The organism is Hydrogenophaga sedimenti (genome assembly GCF_051857515.1).
GTDB lineage: Bacteria > Pseudomonadota > Gammaproteobacteria > Burkholderiales > Burkholderiaceae_C > Hydrogenophaga.
In genome coordinates, this window is the sequence record NZ_JBPZHA010000005.1 from 98,401 (window position 1) to 115,513 (window position 17,113).

12 protein-coding genes are annotated in these 17,113 nt (G+C 66.4%); 4 read left to right on the plus strand and 8 right to left on the minus strand.

What is annotated here, in order from left to right:
• Positions 1-11: 11 nt before the first annotated feature.
• Entirely contained in the window at positions 12-1,331 is a 1,320-nt protein-coding gene (locus ACS5NL_RS09885) for a PQQ-dependent sugar dehydrogenase (RefSeq protein ID WP_439353569.1), read from the minus strand.
• 350 nt (positions 1,332-1,681) lie between these two features.
• Between ACS5NL_RS09885 and ACS5NL_RS09890 the strand changes: the two genes are divergently transcribed.
• Positions 1,682-3,208 (plus strand): hypothetical protein, encoded by a 1,527-nt coding sequence (locus ACS5NL_RS09890; protein WP_439353571.1) that lies wholly within the window; start codon positions 1,682-1,684, stop codon positions 3,206-3,208.
• A 77-nt stretch (positions 3,209-3,285) separates the two neighbouring features.
• Here the strand turns inward: ACS5NL_RS09890 and lpdA are convergent, their stop codons facing one another.
• Genes lpdA through aceE form a run of 3 tightly spaced genes read right to left on the minus strand, consistent with a single transcriptional unit; the run spans position 3,286 to position 9,480 of the window.
• Positions 3,286-5,109 carry a dihydrolipoyl dehydrogenase gene (gene lpdA / locus ACS5NL_RS09895; protein ID WP_439353573.1) on the minus strand — a complete coding sequence of 608 codons (1,824 nt, stop codon included), beginning with the start codon at positions 5,107-5,109 and terminating at the stop codon, positions 3,286-3,288.
• A gap of 9 nt (positions 5,110-5,118) precedes the next feature.
• Positions 5,119-6,759 (minus strand): dihydrolipoyllysine-residue acetyltransferase, encoded by a 1,641-nt coding sequence (gene aceF, locus ACS5NL_RS09900; protein ID WP_439353574.1) that lies wholly within the window; start codon positions 6,757-6,759, stop codon positions 5,119-5,121.
• An 18-nt stretch (positions 6,760-6,777) separates the two neighbouring features.
• Entirely contained in the window at positions 6,778-9,480 is a 2,703-nt protein-coding gene (aceE, locus tag ACS5NL_RS09905; RefSeq protein ID WP_439353576.1) for a pyruvate dehydrogenase (acetyl-transferring), homodimeric type, read from the minus strand.
• Positions 9,481-9,679: 199 nt separating this feature from the next.
• Between aceE and ACS5NL_RS09910 the strand changes: the two genes are divergently transcribed.
• The 3 genes from ACS5NL_RS09910 to folD all read left to right on the plus strand — a co-directional run bounded on the left by ACS5NL_RS09910 (position 9,680) and on the right by folD (position 13,786).
• Entirely contained in the window at positions 9,680-12,238 is a 2,559-nt protein-coding gene (locus ACS5NL_RS09910) for a PAS domain-containing sensor histidine kinase (protein WP_439353578.1), read from the plus strand.
• Positions 12,235-12,861, plus strand: coding sequence for a response regulator transcription factor (locus ACS5NL_RS09915; protein ID WP_411364254.1), 627 nt, complete (start codon positions 12,235-12,237; stop codon positions 12,859-12,861). Before ACS5NL_RS09910 ends, ACS5NL_RS09915 begins: the two co-directional genes overlap by 4 nt.
• 73 nt (positions 12,862-12,934) lie before the next feature.
• Entirely contained in the window at positions 12,935-13,786 is an 852-nt protein-coding gene (gene folD, locus ACS5NL_RS09920) for a bifunctional methylenetetrahydrofolate dehydrogenase/methenyltetrahydrofolate cyclohydrolase FolD (protein ID WP_439353580.1), read from the plus strand.
• A gap of 30 nt (positions 13,787-13,816) precedes the next feature.
• Here folD and ACS5NL_RS09925 read toward each other — a convergent pair whose 3' ends face one another.
• The 4 genes from ACS5NL_RS09925 to ACS5NL_RS09940 all read right to left on the minus strand — a co-directional run bounded on the left by ACS5NL_RS09925 (position 13,817) and on the right by ACS5NL_RS09940 (position 17,055).
• Positions 13,817-15,265 (minus strand): hypothetical protein, encoded by a 1,449-nt coding sequence (locus ACS5NL_RS09925; protein WP_439353581.1) that lies wholly within the window; start codon positions 15,263-15,265, stop codon positions 13,817-13,819.
• Positions 15,262-15,726 carry a DUF4149 domain-containing protein gene (locus tag ACS5NL_RS09930; RefSeq protein WP_439353583.1) on the minus strand — a complete coding sequence of 155 codons (465 nt, stop codon included), beginning with the start codon at positions 15,724-15,726 and terminating at the stop codon, positions 15,262-15,264. Before ACS5NL_RS09930 ends, ACS5NL_RS09925 begins: the two co-directional genes overlap by 4 nt.
• Positions 15,727-15,736: 10 nt before the next feature.
• Positions 15,737-16,210 carry a transcription elongation factor GreA gene (greA, locus tag ACS5NL_RS09935; protein ID WP_439353584.1) on the minus strand — a complete coding sequence of 158 codons (474 nt, stop codon included), beginning with the start codon at positions 16,208-16,210 and terminating at the stop codon, positions 15,737-15,739.
• A 116-nt stretch (positions 16,211-16,326) separates the two neighbouring features.
• Positions 16,327-17,055: an alpha/beta fold hydrolase gene (locus ACS5NL_RS09940; RefSeq protein WP_439353586.1), complete on the minus strand. Its 729-nt coding sequence runs from the start codon at positions 17,053-17,055 to the stop codon at positions 16,327-16,329.
• Between the last annotated feature and the right edge of the window lie 58 nt (positions 17,056-17,113).

The window sequence follows — 17,113 nt, forward strand, 5'->3', positions numbered from 1 at the left end:
CAAATCTCTGGTCAACCGTTCCGGCTCGCGCCGGTGACGCGCCAGATCACGTCGCCCACGTCGTCGGCGACCAGCAGGGAATGTCCATCCGGCCCGATCGCCACCCCCACCGGTCGGCCGTAGGACACCGATTCGTCGGGCGCCAGGAAGCCCGACAGGATGTCGCGCGCCGGGCCCGCGGGCCGGCCGTCGGTAAACGGGACGAACACCACCCGGTAGCCGCTGAGCGTGCTGCGGTTCCACGAACCGTGCTGCCCGACGACCATGCCGTCGACGTCGAAGCCCGGCAGCGTGCCCGCCGGCATCCAGCACAGGCCCAGCGATGCGGTGTGGCCGCCCAGCGCGTAGTCGGGCGTCCGTGCGGTGGCTACCTTGGCAGCGTCCTGCGGCACCCGGTCGTCCACCGTCTGGCCCCAGTAGCAGAACGGCCAGCCGTAGAAGCCACCCTCGGCGACCGAGGTCAGGTAGTCGGGTGGTGTCTCGTCGCCCAGCCCGTCGCGCTCATTGACGACCGTCCAGAGCCGCCGCGTGGTCGGCTCCCAGGCCATGCCCACGGGGTTGCGCAGGCCACTGGCAAAGATGCGGCACTGGTTCGTTTGCAGGTCCAGTTCGTGGATGCAGGCACGCCCCTCCTCGACTTCCATGCCGCCGTCGGCGATGTTGGTGAGCGAGCCGACACCGACATAGAGCCGTTTGCCGTCCGGGCTGGGCAGCAGGCTGCGCGTCCAGTGACCGTCGGGCTTGAAGGTGACCAGCCGCTGCGCCGGGGCGCGGATGGCCGTGTCGCCCAGGCGGTAGGCGAAGGCCATCACGCCGTCGGTGTTGCCGACATAGAAGGTGTCGCCCAGCAGCGCCATGCCGAAGGGCTGGTTCTGGTTCTCCAGCAACGCATGGCGCTCTTCGGCCACGCCGTCCCGGTCGGCGTCGCGCAGCAAGGTGATCCGGTTGGGGCTTTCGCCAAAGGCCGCTGCACGGCGCATGGTGGCGACCATCGCATGGTCGAACAAGGTCCGTGGTTGCCCGCCGGACTGCAGGGCCTCCGCCACGGTGACGTCGCCGTTGGGCAGCACCAGGATCCAGCGCGGATGCTTCAGCCCTGAGGCAAACGCGTTGACCTTGAGCCCGGGGGCGGCGGTCGGCAACTGGCCCGGCGCCCAGCCACGTGCTGTGGGCATCTTCAAGGTCGGAATGCGGCCCTGCGGGCGGGCCTCGGGAATCACCGGAGCCTCACCCACCGCTGGCGTTCGCGGCCCCCCCTGAAGGCTGCGCCACTTCACGGCACCGGCCCCCACGAGGGCCACCACCTTCGCCAACACATCGTAAAAAACCATGACAACATTCCTCGTCTGGACGCGAAGGCCGAGCAACGGTGTCCGCCCCGGTCGCTGCCATTGTCGGGCCGCGCACGGACAGGTGGCGCCACCCAAACAAAAAGCCCCGGACAGCTTCCCGTCCGGGGCTTTGGCTTGTGCGCATGACCCCGGGCAGCCCACCATGAAGCCGAATGGTTTGATGCACTGCGTGCTGGTGAATCCGAGCGAGAGAAGGTGATATCCCGCGACCTGCATCTCTTGCCCTGGCCTCGGCGCAGACGCTCTCCGCAATCGCATCCCGTACAGTTGCGCAACCATTTCTGACACTGCGCGCCTGAGCAATCGCCTGGTTCAGGGCCACAGTTCCAATGTCCAACTCGTTTGTCCAAGCCGTCACGCTGACGATCTGTGCCATCCTGGTGGTGGTCCAGTTCTTTCGCTGGATGTCGACCGAGCAACGCAAGCGGCGCACCCTGATGTGGAGTGTGGGCCTTGGGTTGGTGTGCCTGTCAGCGCGCGTCCTGTTCTTCGACGATCAACCGCCGAACGATCTGCAACAGACGCATGGAACGCTGCAGTCGACCCAATACCGTTACTACAAACTGGGTCGCACTTCGGTCAGCCAACGGGCCGAGATTCGGCTCGAAGGGCATGAAACGGTGTTCGAGTACCACGGCCCCGACCAGAAGCTGGACAGCGTCCTTCGAATCCAGGCGGTCCCCATCACCATCACACACCGTGCAGGAAGCCGCGTCGTCTGGGGAATCGATCTGAGCGGCGCGGTGATCGACTCGCCGCAACAGCGCATCGAGAGAAACAGGGAGTCCGCCAACCTGTCCGCTCTGGCCGGACTGGGTGTCTTGCTGATCGCCTTCCTGATTGGTCGTTACGTCAGAGTCTCTCCGGATAGCCCCGACAAGGCTGCGGTCGACGACGACGAATCACCGGCTCGACAACAAGCCGCCACCGGCACAGCGCCATCAGGAGTCACGTCAATCACAGGCCGAGGCTCGGAACTCCCTGACACGCCGAAAGCCGGGGCGACGTTTCGCGTCACTCACACGGCGACAAGCGCGGCTTCTCCTTCCACCGCCGAAAAATGGACGCCCGGTTGGCTTGGTGTCCAGATATTCGTTTTGCCCGCGAGCATTCTGTTCGGCATTGTGGTGACGCGGTGGGTCTGGGCCACGCAACTGCCCAAAGGCGACCTGGGATACGGGGGGTTCCTTTTCGTCCTGCTGGGCATGTTCCTGTTCCTGATCCTGGCGGCAGTGACGCACAACGTGCTCACCCTGGCTGCGATGCGCCTGCACGCCTTGCCGCGGTTGTGCCTGCTGGTGGGTGCTTTGTCAGCCACCTATTACGGATTCCAGGTCCAAAACCGGGTGAAGCCCGACAGACCGCCCGTCGAGGCCGACAAGGCCCCGGCCGCGATCACCACGCGTGAAGCTGCGGTACGGCAGGAGATGGACCTCGGGCTTGCACCCGGCAGCCCGCATCCCGAGCCTTCTGCGCCGGATTCGCGGCGGCAACCGCACGCAGTGGACAAGGTCATGGAGCATGCACCGCCAGGAACAGTCCCTCCGATGCTTGAAATGAACAGGGAATCGGGTGCGATGAGGGTCGTCAATCACGCCACCCACTTCGTCGATCTGCGGATGGCGTCGGTCCGCAACGCGTCCGGAACCTGGGAGCGTTGTCATTGGCTCGCGCCCATTACCGCCAGTCGCTTCTCCCCCACCGACGTGTCCGTGCGCTTAAACGCAGGTGAATCGAGGCTGTTCAACCTGGATGAAACCTGTCAGGACCGTTTTTCGGACGGCGCCCTGGAGTTTGTCGTCCGCGATGGGAAAGGCACCACGCTGTTCAAGTCCGATTCGGCCTTCTACCCATAGTCAGACACCACCAAGATGAACAAAGCCCCGGACGGTTTCCCGTCCGGGGCTTTTGTTTTGAGCAGCGCTGAAGCCGCTTACTTCTTCGCGGGCGGCAGGTCGGTACAAGACCCGTGCGCGACCTCCGCCGCCATGCCGATGCTCTCGCCCAGCGTGGGGTGCGGATGGATGGTCTTGCCGATGTCCACCGCGTCGGCACCCATCTCGATAGCTAGGGCGATCTCGCCGATCATGTCGCCGGCGTGCGTGCCGACGATGCCGCCGCCCAGGATCTTGCCGTGGCCATGGGCCTCGGGCGAGTCGTCGAACAGCAGCTTGGTGAAGCCTTCGTCACGGCCGTTGGCAATCGCCCGGCCCGAGGCCGTCCAGGGGAACAGGCCCTTCTTGACCTTGATGCCCTGGGCCTTGGCCTGGTCCTCGGTCAGGCCCACCCAGGCCACTTCGGGGTCGGTGTAGGCCACGCTGGGGATCACGCGGGCGTTGAACGCGGCTGCGGCCAGCTCCTTGTTGCCCTGCAGTTCCCCGGCGATGACCTCCGCCGCCACGTGCGCCTCGTGCACCGCCTTGTGCGCCAGCATGGGCTGGCCCACGATGTCGCCGATGGCGAAGATGTGCGGCACATTGGTGCGCATCTGGATGTCGACGTTGATGAAGCCGCGGTCGGTCACCGCCACACCGGCCTTGTCGGCAGCGATCTTCTTGCCGTTGGGCGTGCGGCCCACGGCCTGCAGCACCAGGTCGTAGGTGCCTTCGCTCTTGGTCCCGTCCAGGCCCTCGAACTGCACCTTGATGCCCTCGGGCGTCGCTTCGGCCCCGACCGTCTTGGTCTTGAGCATGATGTTGTCGAAGCGGCCCTTGTTCATCTTCTCCCAGACCTTGACCAGGTCCCGGTCCGCGCCCTGCATCAGGCCGTCCATCATCTCGACCACGTCCAGCCGGGCGCCCAGGGTGCTGTACACCGTGCCCATTTCCAGGCCGATGATCCCGCCGCCGACGATAAGCATTTTCTTGGGCACGCCCTGCAGCGCCAGCGCGCCGGTGGAGTCCACCACGCGCGGATCGTTGGGCATGAAGGGCAGGCGCACCGCCTGCGAACCGGCGGCGATGATGCACTTCTTGAAGGCCACGACCTTCTTGCTGCCGGTCTTGTCCTGGCCCGTGCCCGTGGTCTCTTCCACTTCGACGTGGTTGGGGCCGACGAAGGCGCCGTAGCCGCGCACGGTGGTGACCTTGCGCATCTTGGCCATGGCCGCCAGGCCACCGGTCAGCTTGCCGATGACCTTTTCCTTGTGGGCGCGCAGCTTGTCCACGCTCACCGTGGGCTTGCCGAACTCGACGCCCAGGTCACCCAGATGGCTGACCTCGTCCATCACCGCCGCCACGTGCAGCAGCGCCTTGGACGGGATGCAGCCCACGTTCAGGCAGACGCCGCCCAGCTGGGCATAACGCTCGACGATGACGACCTTCAGGCCCAGGTCGGCGGCGCGGAAGGCAGCGGAATAGCCGCCAGGGCCGGCGCCGAGCACGAGCACGTCGCACTCGATGTCGGCACTGCCGCCGAAGCTGGCGGCCGTGGGCGCCACGACCGGCGCAGCGGCCGGTGCCGCCACCGGAGCGGCCGCAGGCGCGGGTGCCGCGGCCGGAGCCGGTGCCGCCGCAGCGCCCTCGCCTTCCAGCACCAGCACCACCGAACCTTGCTTGACCTTGTCGCCCAGTTGGACCTTGAGTTCTTTCACCACGCCGGCGTGCGACGAGGGAATCTCCATCGAGGCCTTGTCGGACTCCACGGTGATGAGGCTTTGTTCGGCCTTGACGGTGTCACCGGGTTTGACCAGCAATTCGATCACGGCCACTTCGTCGAAGTCGCCAATGTCGGGAACTTGAATATCGATCAGTGCCATCGCCATTCCTTAGAGAAGAACGCGACGGAAGTCGCCGAGGATCTGGCCGAGGTAGGCGTTGAATCGCGCGGCGGCAGCGCCGTCGATCACGCGGTGGTCCCAGGTCAGCGACAGTGGCAGCATCAGGCGCGGCTGGAATGCCTTGCCGTCCCACACCGGTTCCATCTGGCTCTTGCAGACGCCCAGGATGGCGACTTCGGGCGCGTTGATGATGGGCGTGAAGTAGCGCCCACCGATGCCACCCAGGCTGGAGATGGTGAAGGTGGCGCCGGACATGTCGGCGGGGCCGAGCTTGCCGTCGCGCGCCTTCTTGGCCAGCTCACCCATTTCCTGGCTGATCTGCAGCACGCCCTTCTTGTCGGCGTCCTTGATGACGGGCACGACCAGGCCGTTGGGCGTGTCGGCCGCAAAACCGATGTGGTAGTACTGCTTGTAGACCAGCGAGTCGCCGTCCAGCGAGCTGTTGAACTCGGGGAACTTCTTGAGCGCGGCGACGGACGCCTTGATCAGGAAGGCCAGCATGGTCACCTTGACGCCGCTCTTCTCGTTCTCCTTGTTGGTGGAGACGCGGAAGGCTTCGAGGTCGGTGATGTCGGCGTCGTCGTGGTTGGTGACGGCCGGGATCATCACGGCGTTGCGCAGCAGGTTGGCGCCGCTGATCTTCTTGATGCGGCCCAGCTCCTTGCGCTCGATCGGACCGAACTTGGCGAAGTCCACCTTGGGCCAGGGGATCAGGCCCAGCTCGGAGCCGCCACCACCGGTCGATGCCGGGGCCTTGGCGGCCTGCGCCTTGGTCTGCACCGCGCCGGCCATGACCGACTTGGTGAACGACTGGATGTCGTCGGCCGTGATGCGGCCCTTCAGGCCGGAGCCCTTGACCTCGTCCAACGGCACGCCCAGTTCGCGGGCGAACTTGCGCACCGACGGAGAGGCGTGCGGCAGGCCCAGTGCGGGCGTGCCGGTGGGGTTGTGGGCGGGTGCGGCAGCGGCCGGTGCAGCAGCAGCGGCCGGAGCGGCCACGGCAGCAGCGGCAGGCGCAGCAGCAGCCACTGGAGCGGCGGCAGCCGGCGCAGCAGCGCTCACTGCGCCTTCCAGGATCGCCAGCAGGTCACCGATGTTGACCGTGTCGCCGACCTTGACCTTGAGCTCCTTGAGCACGCCGGCGTGCGAGGAAGGAATCTCCATCGAGGCCTTGTCGGACTCGACCGTGATCAGGCTCTGCTCGACCTTGATGGTGTCGCCGGGCTTGACGAACACCTCGATCACCGCGACGTCCTTGAAGTCGCCGATGTCGGGCACGCGCACTTCGACCGGGCCGGAGGCGGCGGGTGCCGCCACCGGTGCAGCCGCCACGGGCGCGGGCGCCGCCGCGGCGGGGGCCAAAGCAGCCGGTGCCGGGGCAGCGGCCTCGCCAGCGGCTTCCACCACCAGCACCACCGAACCCTCTTTCACCTTGTCGCCCAGCGCCACGCGCAGTTCTTTCACCACGCCAGCCGTGCTGGACGGAATCTCCATCGAGGCCTTGTCGCTCTCGACCGTGATCAGCGACTGCTCGGCCTTGACCGTGTCGCCCACCTTGACCAGCAGTTCGATGACCGCCACTTCGTCGAAGTCGCCGATGTCGGGGACTTTCACTTCTACCAGTGCCATGTTGTTGTCTCCGGTTGATCAGGCGTACAGGGGGTTCACTTTGTCGGTCTTGATGCCGTACTTCTTGATCGCTTCGGCGACCTTGGCCAGCGGCAGCTTGCCTTCGTCGGCCAGCGAGCGCAGGGCCGCGACCACGATGTAGTGGCGGTTGATCTCGAAGTGCTCGCGCAGCTTGCTGCGGAAGTCGCTGCGGCCGAAGCCGTCGGTGCCCAGCACCTTGTACGAGCGGCCCTTGGGGATGAAGGGACGGATCTGCTCGGCGTAGTTCTTCATGTAGTCGGTGGAAGCGATCACCGGGCCGGCGTGCTTTTCCAGCTGCTGCGCCACGAAGGACGTGCGCTGCGGCTCGGTCGGGTGCAGCATGTTGAAGCGCTCGGCGTCCTGGCCGTCGCGGGTCAGTTCGTTGAAGCTCGGGCAGCTCCACACGTCGGCCTGCACGCCCCAGTCGGTCGCCAGCAGGGCCTGCGCAGCGATCGACTCGCGCAGGATGGTGCCGGAGCCCAGCAGCTGCACGCGCTTGTCGCCTTCGGCGCCCGGCTTGCACAGGTACATGCCCTTGATGATCTGCTCTTCGGTGCCGGCGGTCAGGCCCGGCATGGCGTAGTTTTCGTTCAGCAGCGTCAGGTAGAAATAGACGTTGTCCTGCTTCTCCACCATGCGCTTGAGGCCGTGGTGCAGGATCACGCCGACTTCGTGCGCGAAGGTCGGGTCGTAGCTGATGCAGTTCGGGATCGTGCCGGCCAGGATGTGGCTGTGGCCGTCTTCGTGCTGCAGGCCTTCGCCGTTCAGGGTCGTGCGACCCGAGGTGCCGCCCAGCAGGAAGCCGCGCGCCTGCATGTCACCCGCCGCCCAGGCCAAGTCGCCGATGCGCTGGAAGCCGAACATCGAGTAGTACACGTAGAACGGCACCATGATGCGGTTGCTCGTGCTGTAAGAGGTGGCCGCCGCGATCCAGCTGCTCATGCCGCCGGCTTCGTTGATGCCTTCCTGCAGGATCTGGCCCGCCTTGTCTTCCTTGTAGTACATGACCTGGTCCTTGTCGACCGGGGTGTACTGCTGACCTGCGGGGTTGTAGATGCCGACCTGGCGGAACAGGCCTTCCATGCCGAAGGTGCGGGCCTCGTCCACCAGGATGGGCACCACGCGCGGGCCCAGGGCCTGGTCGCGCAGCAACTGCGTCAGGAAGCGCACATAGGCTTGCGTGGTGGAGATCTCACGGCCTTCGGCGGTGGGTTCCAGCACGGCCTTGAAGGTCTCCAGCGCGGGCACGGTGAAGCTCTCGTCGGCCTTCACGCGGCGCTTGGGCAGATAGCCGCCCAGAGCCTTGCGGCGCTCGTGCAGGTACTGCATTTCCGGCGTGTCGTCGGCCGGCTTGTAGAACGGGATCTTGGGCAGCTCGCTGTCCGGGATCGGCAGGTTGAAGCGGTCGCGGAAGATCTTGATGTCTTCGTCGGTCAGCTTCTTGGTCTGGTGCACGGTGTTCTTGCCTTCACCGGCCTTGCCCATGCCGAAGCCCTTGACCGTCTTGATCAGCAGAACGGTCGGCTGGCCCTTGGTGTTGACGGCCTGGTGGTAGGCGGCATAGACCTTCTGCGGGTCGTGGCCACCGCGGCGCAGGTTCCAGATGTCGTCGTCGCTCATGTGGGCGACCAGTTCCAGCGCCTTCGGATCGCGGCCGAAGAAGTGCTTGCGCACGTAGGCGCCGTCGTTGGCCTTGAAGGCCTGGTAGTCGCCGTCCAGCGTCTCCATCATGATCTTGCGCAGGGCGCCGTCCTTGTCGCGCGCCAGCAGCGGGTCCCAGTTGGAGCCCCACAGCAGCTTGATCACGTTCCAGCCGGAGCCGCGGAACTCGCCTTCGAGCTCCTGGATGATCTTGCCGTTGCCGCGCACCGGGCCGTCCAGGCGCTGCAGGTTGCAGTTCACCACGAAGATCAGGTTGTCGAGGTTCTCGCGCGCGGCCAGGCTGATGGCGCCCAGCGACTCGACCTCGTCCATCTCGCCGTCGCCGCAGAACACCCAGACCTTGCGGTTCTCGGTGTTGGCGATGCCACGGGCGTGCAGGTACTTCAGGAAACGCGCCTGGTAGATCGCCATCAGCGGGCCCAGGCCCATCGAGACGGTCGGGAACTGCCAGAACTCGGGCATCAGCTTGGGGTGCGGGTAGCTCGACAGGCCCTTGCCGTCCACTTCCTGGCGGAAGTTCAGCAGCTGCTCTTCGGTCAGGCGGCCTTCCAGGTAGGCGCGGGCGTAGACGCCGGGCGACACGTGGCCCTGGATGTAGAGGCAGTCGCCGCCGTGGTTTTCGGATTCGGCGTGCCAGAAGTGGTTGAAGCCGGCGCCGAACATGTGGGCCAGCGAAGCGAAGGAGCCGATGTGACCGCCCAGGTCACCACCGTCTTCGGGGTTGTGGCGGTTGGCCTTGACGACCATGGCCATGGCGTTCCAGCGCATGTAGGCGCGCAGGCGCTCTTCGATCTCGATGTTGCCGGGGCAGCGGGCCTCTTCGGTCGACTCGATGGTGTTGACGTAGCCGGTGTTGGCCGAGAACGGCATGTCGATGCTGTTCTGGCGGGCTTCTTCGAGCAGTTGTTCGAGCAGGAAGTGGGCGCGTTCCGGGCCCTCTTTTTCGATGACAGCGGCCAGCGCTTCCATCCATTCGCGGGTTTCCTGGGCATCGATATCGCCGGCACCGCGGCCATTGAGAGCGTCTGACGCTGACATGTTTGTCTCCTAAGGGTGAAATCGGTCTGCGAAGCAGCTTTCGCAGTGTCCCGGATTTTTCCACACAACGGAGCAGATTTCAATATGTGCTTTCACTTTTTATATTGTGAACTATTGAGATATCATTTCTGTAGCATTTGACGCGCCCGGGACGGTCCGCAAACCGGTTTTTCCGGGGGCCAGCCGTACACTCGAAACCATGAATCCCGCACCCGAACCACAGGCCGCGCACGAGACCGGCAGCTCTCCGCTGGCCCGCTGGCGACGCTGGTGGCGCCGACTGCCGCCGTCGCGCCAGGACCGTTTTGTCACCCTGGCGCCGCTGCTCTCCGTCCTGCTGTTTCTCGCCGCCATCGTGGTGGCCATCACCTACCTGCGCTACGAAGAGCTGGACCGTGAACAGGAAGCGGTGACGCGCGACGTCGAGTACGCGCAGCAGCGCCTGCGCCTGCGGTTGCTGGAGCGGCAGGAGCAGCTCATGCGCCTGGCGCGCGAGGTGGACAACAAGGAAATCAACACAGAGGAGTTCGCCTTCCAGGCCGAGACCCTGATCAGCCAGTTCCCCGAACTGCAGGCCATCAGCTGGGTCGATGCACGCCGCACGGTGCAGGCCAGCAACGCATCGCCCAGCGCGCCGGCCACGCTGCAACGCGCGCAGGGCAGCACGCTCACGACCAGCGACACCGACGGCTCGTTCGAGCTGGCGCGCGACCTGCGCCAACCGGTCTATTCGCGCCCGCTGGGTGAGGAACCACGCCTGGCCACGCTGCTGATCCAGGTACCGCTGACCGAACAGGGGCGCTTCGCCGGCACGGTCATGGGCGAATACTCGGTCGACGGGCTGATGCGCTTCGGCCTGCCGCCGGAAGTCATGTCGCGCTACGCCGTCGCCCTGCTCGACGATCGCGGGCGCGTGCTGGCCGGCAACCTGCAGTCGCCCAGTTCGGTGCTGCGGCTGCTGCCCTGGTCGGCGCAGGCGCTGGAGCACGAAGTGCCGGTGTCGCCGGTCGGCAATGGCCTGATCCTGAAGGCGCAGGGCTACCGCACCTCGCAGGACATCGTCGGCAACGGCTTCTTCTGGGTCATCGGTGCGCTGTCGGCGCTCACGGTCTGGATGCTGCTGGGCACCTGGCGACACACACGCAAACGCGTGCAGACCCAGCAGGCGTTGGTGTCCGAGACCAACTTCCGCCGTGCCATGGAGAACTCCATGCTCACCGGCATGCGGGCACTGGACATGCAGGGCCGCATCACCTACGTGAACCCGGCCTTCTGCTCGATGACTGGCTGGACCGAAAGCGAATTGGTCGGCCGCACCGCGCCCTTCCCCTACTGGCCCGACGACGACCACGACCAGCTCGCGGCACGGCTGGACGACGAGATCAGCGGCCGCTCGACGCCGGGCGGCTTCGAGGTCCGGGTGCGGCGGCGCGACGGCAGCATCTTCGACGCGCGCATGTACGTCTCGCCGCTGATCGACCCCAAGGGCCACCAGACCGGCTGGATGACCTCGATGACCGACATCACGGAGCCCAAGCGCATCCGAGAGGAACTCTCGGCCTCGTACGAACGCTTCACCACCGTGCTGGAGTCGCTGGACTCCGCGGTGTCGGTCGCGCCGCTGGGCAGCGACGAGATGCTGTTCGCCAACAAGATGTACCGGCTCTGGTTCGGCACCCGCGGCCAGGGCCACCGGCAGCTGGTCGACCTCACCGGCACCCAGCCCACGCCGGCCCCGGACAACGGCGATGCGGTCGACGCGTTTGCCGGCATGCCCACCGACACACTGACCGACGCCGGCTCGGAAAACGCCGAGGTGTTCGTCGAAGAGCTGGACCGCTGGCTCGAAGTCCGCACCCGCTACCTGACCTGGGTCGACGGCCGCCTGGCCCAGATGGTGATCGCCAGCGACATCACGCCGCGGCGCAACGCCGAAGAGCAGGCCGCCCGCCAGGCCGAGCGCGCCCAGACCGCCAGCCGCCTGATCACCATGGGCGAGATGGCCTCCAGCGTGGCGCACGAGCTCAACCAGCCGCTGACCGCGATCAGCAACTACTGCAACGGCATGATCTCGCGCCTGAAGGAACAGCGCATCAGCGAAGACGACATGCTGGCGGCGCTGGAGAAGACGGCCAAGCAGGCACAGCGCGCGGGCCAGATCATCCAGCGCATCCGCGCCTTCGTGAAACGCAGCGAGCCCAATCCGATGCCGTCCGACGTGGCGCAGATGGTGAGCAATGCGATCGAGCTGGCCGACATCGAACTGCGGCGCCAGCAGGTGCGCCTCTCGCCCTATGTCGCCGCGCGCCTGCCCAGCCTGATGGTCGACCCGATCCTGATCGAGCAGGTGCTGATCAACCTGCTCAAGAACGCGGGTGAAGCGATCGCACAGGCCGGCCGTCCGCCGGGCGAGCGCTACATCGAACTGCGTGTCGGGCCGCGCCGGCTGGACGATCAGGAAGTGGTCGAGTTCTCGGTGCGCGATTCGGGCAACGGCGTGCCCGCCGAAATGATCGAGCGCATCTACGAAGCCTTCTACAGCACCAAGAGCGAAGGCATGGGCATCGGCCTCAAGCTGTGCCGCAGCATCGTCGAGTCGCACCACGGCCGGATGCAGGTGCAGAACATCTACAATGGGGATGAAGTGGTGGGCTGCTGCTTCTCCTTCTGGATCCCGGTGCATTCGCGCCTGAAACCGGAGGCCGAACAGGTAGCTTCCACCGCGACGCCGTTGACGGACATGGAAAGAGCGAGATGAGTTTGATTCCCAAAAAAGGCACCGTCTATGTCGTCGATGACGACGAAGCCGTGCGCGATTCCCTGCAATGGCTGCTCGAGGGCAAAGACTACCGGGTGCGGTGCTTTGAATCCGCCGAGGCTTTCCTCAGCCGCTACGACGCCCGCGAGGTGGCCTGCCTGATCGCCGACATCCGCATGGGTGGCATGAGCGGCATGGAACTGCAGGAAAAGCTGATCGAGCGCCAATCCCCCCTGCCCATCGTCTTCATCACCGGCCACGGCGACGTGCCGATGGCGGTCGAATCGATGAAAAAGGGTGCGCTGGACTTCATCCAGAAACCGTTCAAGGAAGACCAGCTGGTGCTGCTGGTCGAGCGCATGCTGGAGACCGCCAAGGAAGCGTTCGCCACTCACCAGCAGGCCGCCAGCCGCGACGCCCTGCTCTCCAAGCTCACGGGCCGCGAGGCGCAGGTGCTCGAACGCATCGTCGCCGGCCGCCTGAACAAGCAGATCGCCGACGATCTGGGCATCAGCATCAAGACGGTGGAAGCGCACCGCGCCAACATCATGGAAAAGCTGGGCGCCAACACCGTGGCCGACCTGCTCAAGATCGCCCTGGGACAGACACCCGCCAAGGCCTGAACCCACACACCCTTCCCCTGACGCCCGCCGACACCGGCGGGCGTTTCCGTTTTCATCCACCGCCCGCACCGCCATGACCGCCCAACTGATCGACGGCAACGCCCTCTCCAAACAACTGCGCGCCGACGTGGCGGCCCGCGTGACCGCGCTCAAGGCCCGGGGCATCACGCCCGGTCTGGCGGTGATCCTGGTCGGCGACAACCAGGCTTCGCAGGTCTACGTGCGCAACAAGGTCAAGGCCTGCGAAGACACCGGCATGCATTCGGTGCTGGAAACCTGGCCGGCCACCATGACCGAATCCGAGCTGCTGGCCCGTGTGGACGCGCTGAACAAGGACGCCAGCATCCACGGCATCCTGGTGCAGCTGCCGCTGCCGCCGCACATGAACGCCCAGCGCGTGATCGAGGCCATCTCGCCAGAGAAGGACGTGGACGGCTTCCACATCGCCAGTGCTGGCGCTCTGATGACCGGCCTGCCCGGCTTCTGGCCCTGCACGCCGTATGGCTGCATGAAGATGCTGGAGAGCATCGGCTACGACCTCAAGGGCAAGCACGCGGTCGTGATCGGCCGCAGCAACATCGTGGGCAAGCCCATGGCCATGATGCTGCTGCAGCAGAACGCCACCGTGACCATCTGCCACAGCGGCACCAAGGACCTCAAGGCCATGACCCTGCAGGCCGACGTGATCGTCGCCGCCGTGGGCAAGCGCAATGTGCTGACGGCCGACATGGTCAAGCCTGGCGCGGTGGTGCTGGACGTGGGCATGAACCGCAACGACGAAGGCAAGCTCTGCGGCGACGTCGACTTCGCCGGCGTCAGGGAAGTCGCCAGCTACATCACACCGGTGCCCGGCGGTGTCGGCCCCATGACCATCACCATGCTGATGGTCAACACGCTGGAATCGGCCGAGCGCCAGCGCGGCTGACGCGAAGCCCCGTCAGCGGGTCGCGGGCGCTCAGGGCGCCTGCAGCACCTCGCAGGGTCGCGGGTATACCTTCAGGAACGGCGCCTCGGCGCCACCGGCCGCGAACGGCCCCGAGCCCTGTTCGGCCAGCATCTGCCAGGTGCCCGGCTCACCCATCCAGACCTCCTGGAAGGTCTTGAAACCGTCCAGCGCCTTGACCCGCTCATTGGCGGCGTCGAAGTCGCGCGCCGGGCGGTAGTGTTCCAGCCAGCACAGCTTCATCAACGCGTAGTAACGCGACTGCAGCCAGGCCTGCCGGGTTTCCGGCACGACGCGCACCGTAAACAGCAGCAGCACGATGAGCAGCACCGGCGCCATGCGCTGCCGGAACCGCATGAGCAGCAGCACGACCGCCGCCACACCCGGCATCATCAGCGCCGTGTAGCGCGAGGCGGTCGCCGCCGCCACGCCCAGTTGCACACGACCGTAGGCGGTCAGCAGCGCAAACGCAAGACTGCAACCGATCAGGATCAGGCAGACCTCGAACAGGCGGCGGTCGGCAGGTGCCTGGGCCTGCGCTCCGGACGCCGTCAGCGCCTTGAGCGAACGCAAGGCCCCGACCACCAGCGCGCCCACCACCAGCGCGCCCACCGGATACAGCAGCCAGCGCGGCGCGCGGTGCAGCATCAGCGTGAAGTGGCTGAACATCGCCACCATGAAGTGCAGGTAGTCCAGCGGATTGGGCCGCATCGCCTCGAAGCCGTCGGCCGCGACCACGAAGTGGTAGTCCCGCAGGAACAGGCCCAGCGACACCGCGCAGGCGGCCAGCAACACCGCCGCGTGCCAGCGACCGGCGCCTTCCCCGCGCCAGACCTGCAGCAGCAGGACCACCACCACGGCCGGGATCGCCGTGATGCCGAAGCCGGTGAAGGTCAGGCCCAGGATCAGCACCGACAGCGCCGCCAGCCGCGCCAGCCCCAGCGGCCAGAGCCAGACATTGGCCAGCGACACCAGCAGCAGCAGGGGAAAGATGCTGTGCGAGGCGTTGGGCGCCACCGTCATGGTCTCGAAGGTGCAGACACCCCAGAACACCAGCAGCAGGATCGCGTCCCACAGGCTCCAGGGCCCGGGCAGCAGTTGCCGGCGCAGGCGCAGCACCAGCAGGCCCGCCAGCAGTTGCTCGGCCACCATCACCAGGCTGTCGAGCCGCACGCTCCAGTGGCTGAAGTGGTAGGCCGGCAGCATGAACGCAAAGCTCAGGCCCTGCCGGTGCGGACCGTGCTGCCAGCGGAACGCGGTCAGGACATCGCTCCACTGGAACCCATCCTCGAGCGAACGCAGCACCGCCCACTGGTCGGAGAACGGCACATTGACCGACATCAGCCAGGTCAGGCCGATCAGGCGGGCCACCAGCAAGGCACCGAGCAGCAACAGGATCGCATGCACCCACCGGGCCGGCACCCGCTCCGGCATCGCTGGGAGTGAGCGCCAGGCGCTCATGGCCGTCCGGCGCGGCCGATCAGGCGCCACAGCACGGCGCCAGCGCACAGCCACTGCCCCAGCACCAGCACGGTCCCGAGGCTGTGCCAGATCCGCAGGTTGCCGCCGGTGGCGCGGGCGCTCACGATCTTCTGCGCCACGCCGAACTCCTGCAGCATCGCCAGCAAGACCGCGAGGGCGACCAGCACCATCGTGACCAGCAGGCCACGCAGGAGCGCCACCGTCTGCGGCGAAGCGTCGGCCGGCAGCGAAGCGCGTTGTCGGCGCAGCACCAGCATCAGCAAGGCACCCAGCGCCATGCCGGCCCAGCATTGCAAGGAAAAGATGCGCGCCGCCACAGGGCCAGCGACCGCCGGGTTGCCCAGAGTCGCAAAGATGGTCGGCACCGCCACGAAGCTCATGCCCGAAATGCCGCCCCACCAGAGGGCAGCGATGAAGACCGGCAGGCGGCGCAACGGCATGTCGACCGGATCAGATGTAGCGCACGGCCACGATTTCAAAGCGGCGCGTGCCGCCCGGTGCCTGCACCTCGGCGGTGTCGCCCTCTTCCTTGCCGATCAGCGCGCGCGCAATCGGGCTGCTGAAGTTGACCAGGCCCAGCTTGAGATCGGCCTCGTCTTCGCCCACGATCTGGTAGGTCACCTCGTTGCCGCTGTCTTCGTCGGACAGGTCGACCGTGGAGCCGAACACCACGCGGCCACCCGCATCCAGCGTCGACGGGTCGATCACCTGCGCGGCCGAGAGCTTGCCTTCGACCTCGGCGATGCGGCCCTCGATGAAGCCCTGGCGTTCCTTGGCGGCGTCGTAGTCGGCGTTTTCGCTCAGGTCACCCTGCGCCCGCGCTTCGGCGATCGCCTGGATCACCGCAGGACGTTCGACGGTCTTGAGCTTGTGCAGCTCGGTCTTGAGCATTTCAGCGCCGCGCTTGGTGATGGGATAGGTCATCTTCGAACTCCGGGATCGGCAAAAAGCAAACCGCCGAACGTTTCCGGTCGGCGGCCATTGGCCCGGATTATGCCTCGAAACCCCGGCCGAAAAGACCGGGGAAACGCCCCTGGCGCTCAGTCCCGGCCGGCCAGCTCGATCGCGTCCGCCAGCCGCTTCGGGTCGGTGAAACACAGCTCGTGGCTGCCGGCGCATTCGACCAGCCGGAACAGGCCCAGCTTTTCCGACAGGCGTGGGTGCCAGGGCAGGCTGTGCGGCAGCGCCGTGTCCTGCTGGCAGTTGATGTAGCTCTTGCCCATGGTCATCGCCGCCAGCGGCATCGAGAGCTTCGCCTTGTCGGTGAAGGTCTTGTTGGGGTGCGGGTTGAGCAGGCCAAACGCCTTTTCGGCCAGGGCCGCGTCGGCGTCGTTGATGAAGGCCTCGCGCCAGATCGGGTACGGCAGCATCACCGCGCCGTGGTTCGCGGCGGCGATGCCGTCGAACAGCGCCACGTAGTGCGGCGGCACCAGGTCGTTGAGGCTCTCGCCGTCCAGCGGAACGAAGGCGTTCCAGTAGATCAGGCGCCGGATGCGGTGGCCCACCTGGTCGGCAGCGTGGCTGATCACCATGCCGCCGTAGCTGTGCCCCATCAGGCGCACGTCCTTCAGGTCGTGCTGGTCAAGGTAGTCGACCAGGGACGCGGCGGCGTCGGCCAGCCCGGTCGTGCGGCGGTCGTCGCCGGGGCGGTTGCCCGCCAGCGTCGGGCAGTGGACGGTGTGTCCTTTGGCGCGCAGGTGCTGCGCCACGGGTTCCATCAGCTCGCCGGTGTGCCAGGCGCCGTGGACCAGAACATAGGTATCGGCCATGAATGTCTCCTAGGGATGGGGTTGCAAGATGGCGGCCATCGGCCGCACACCCGCCAAT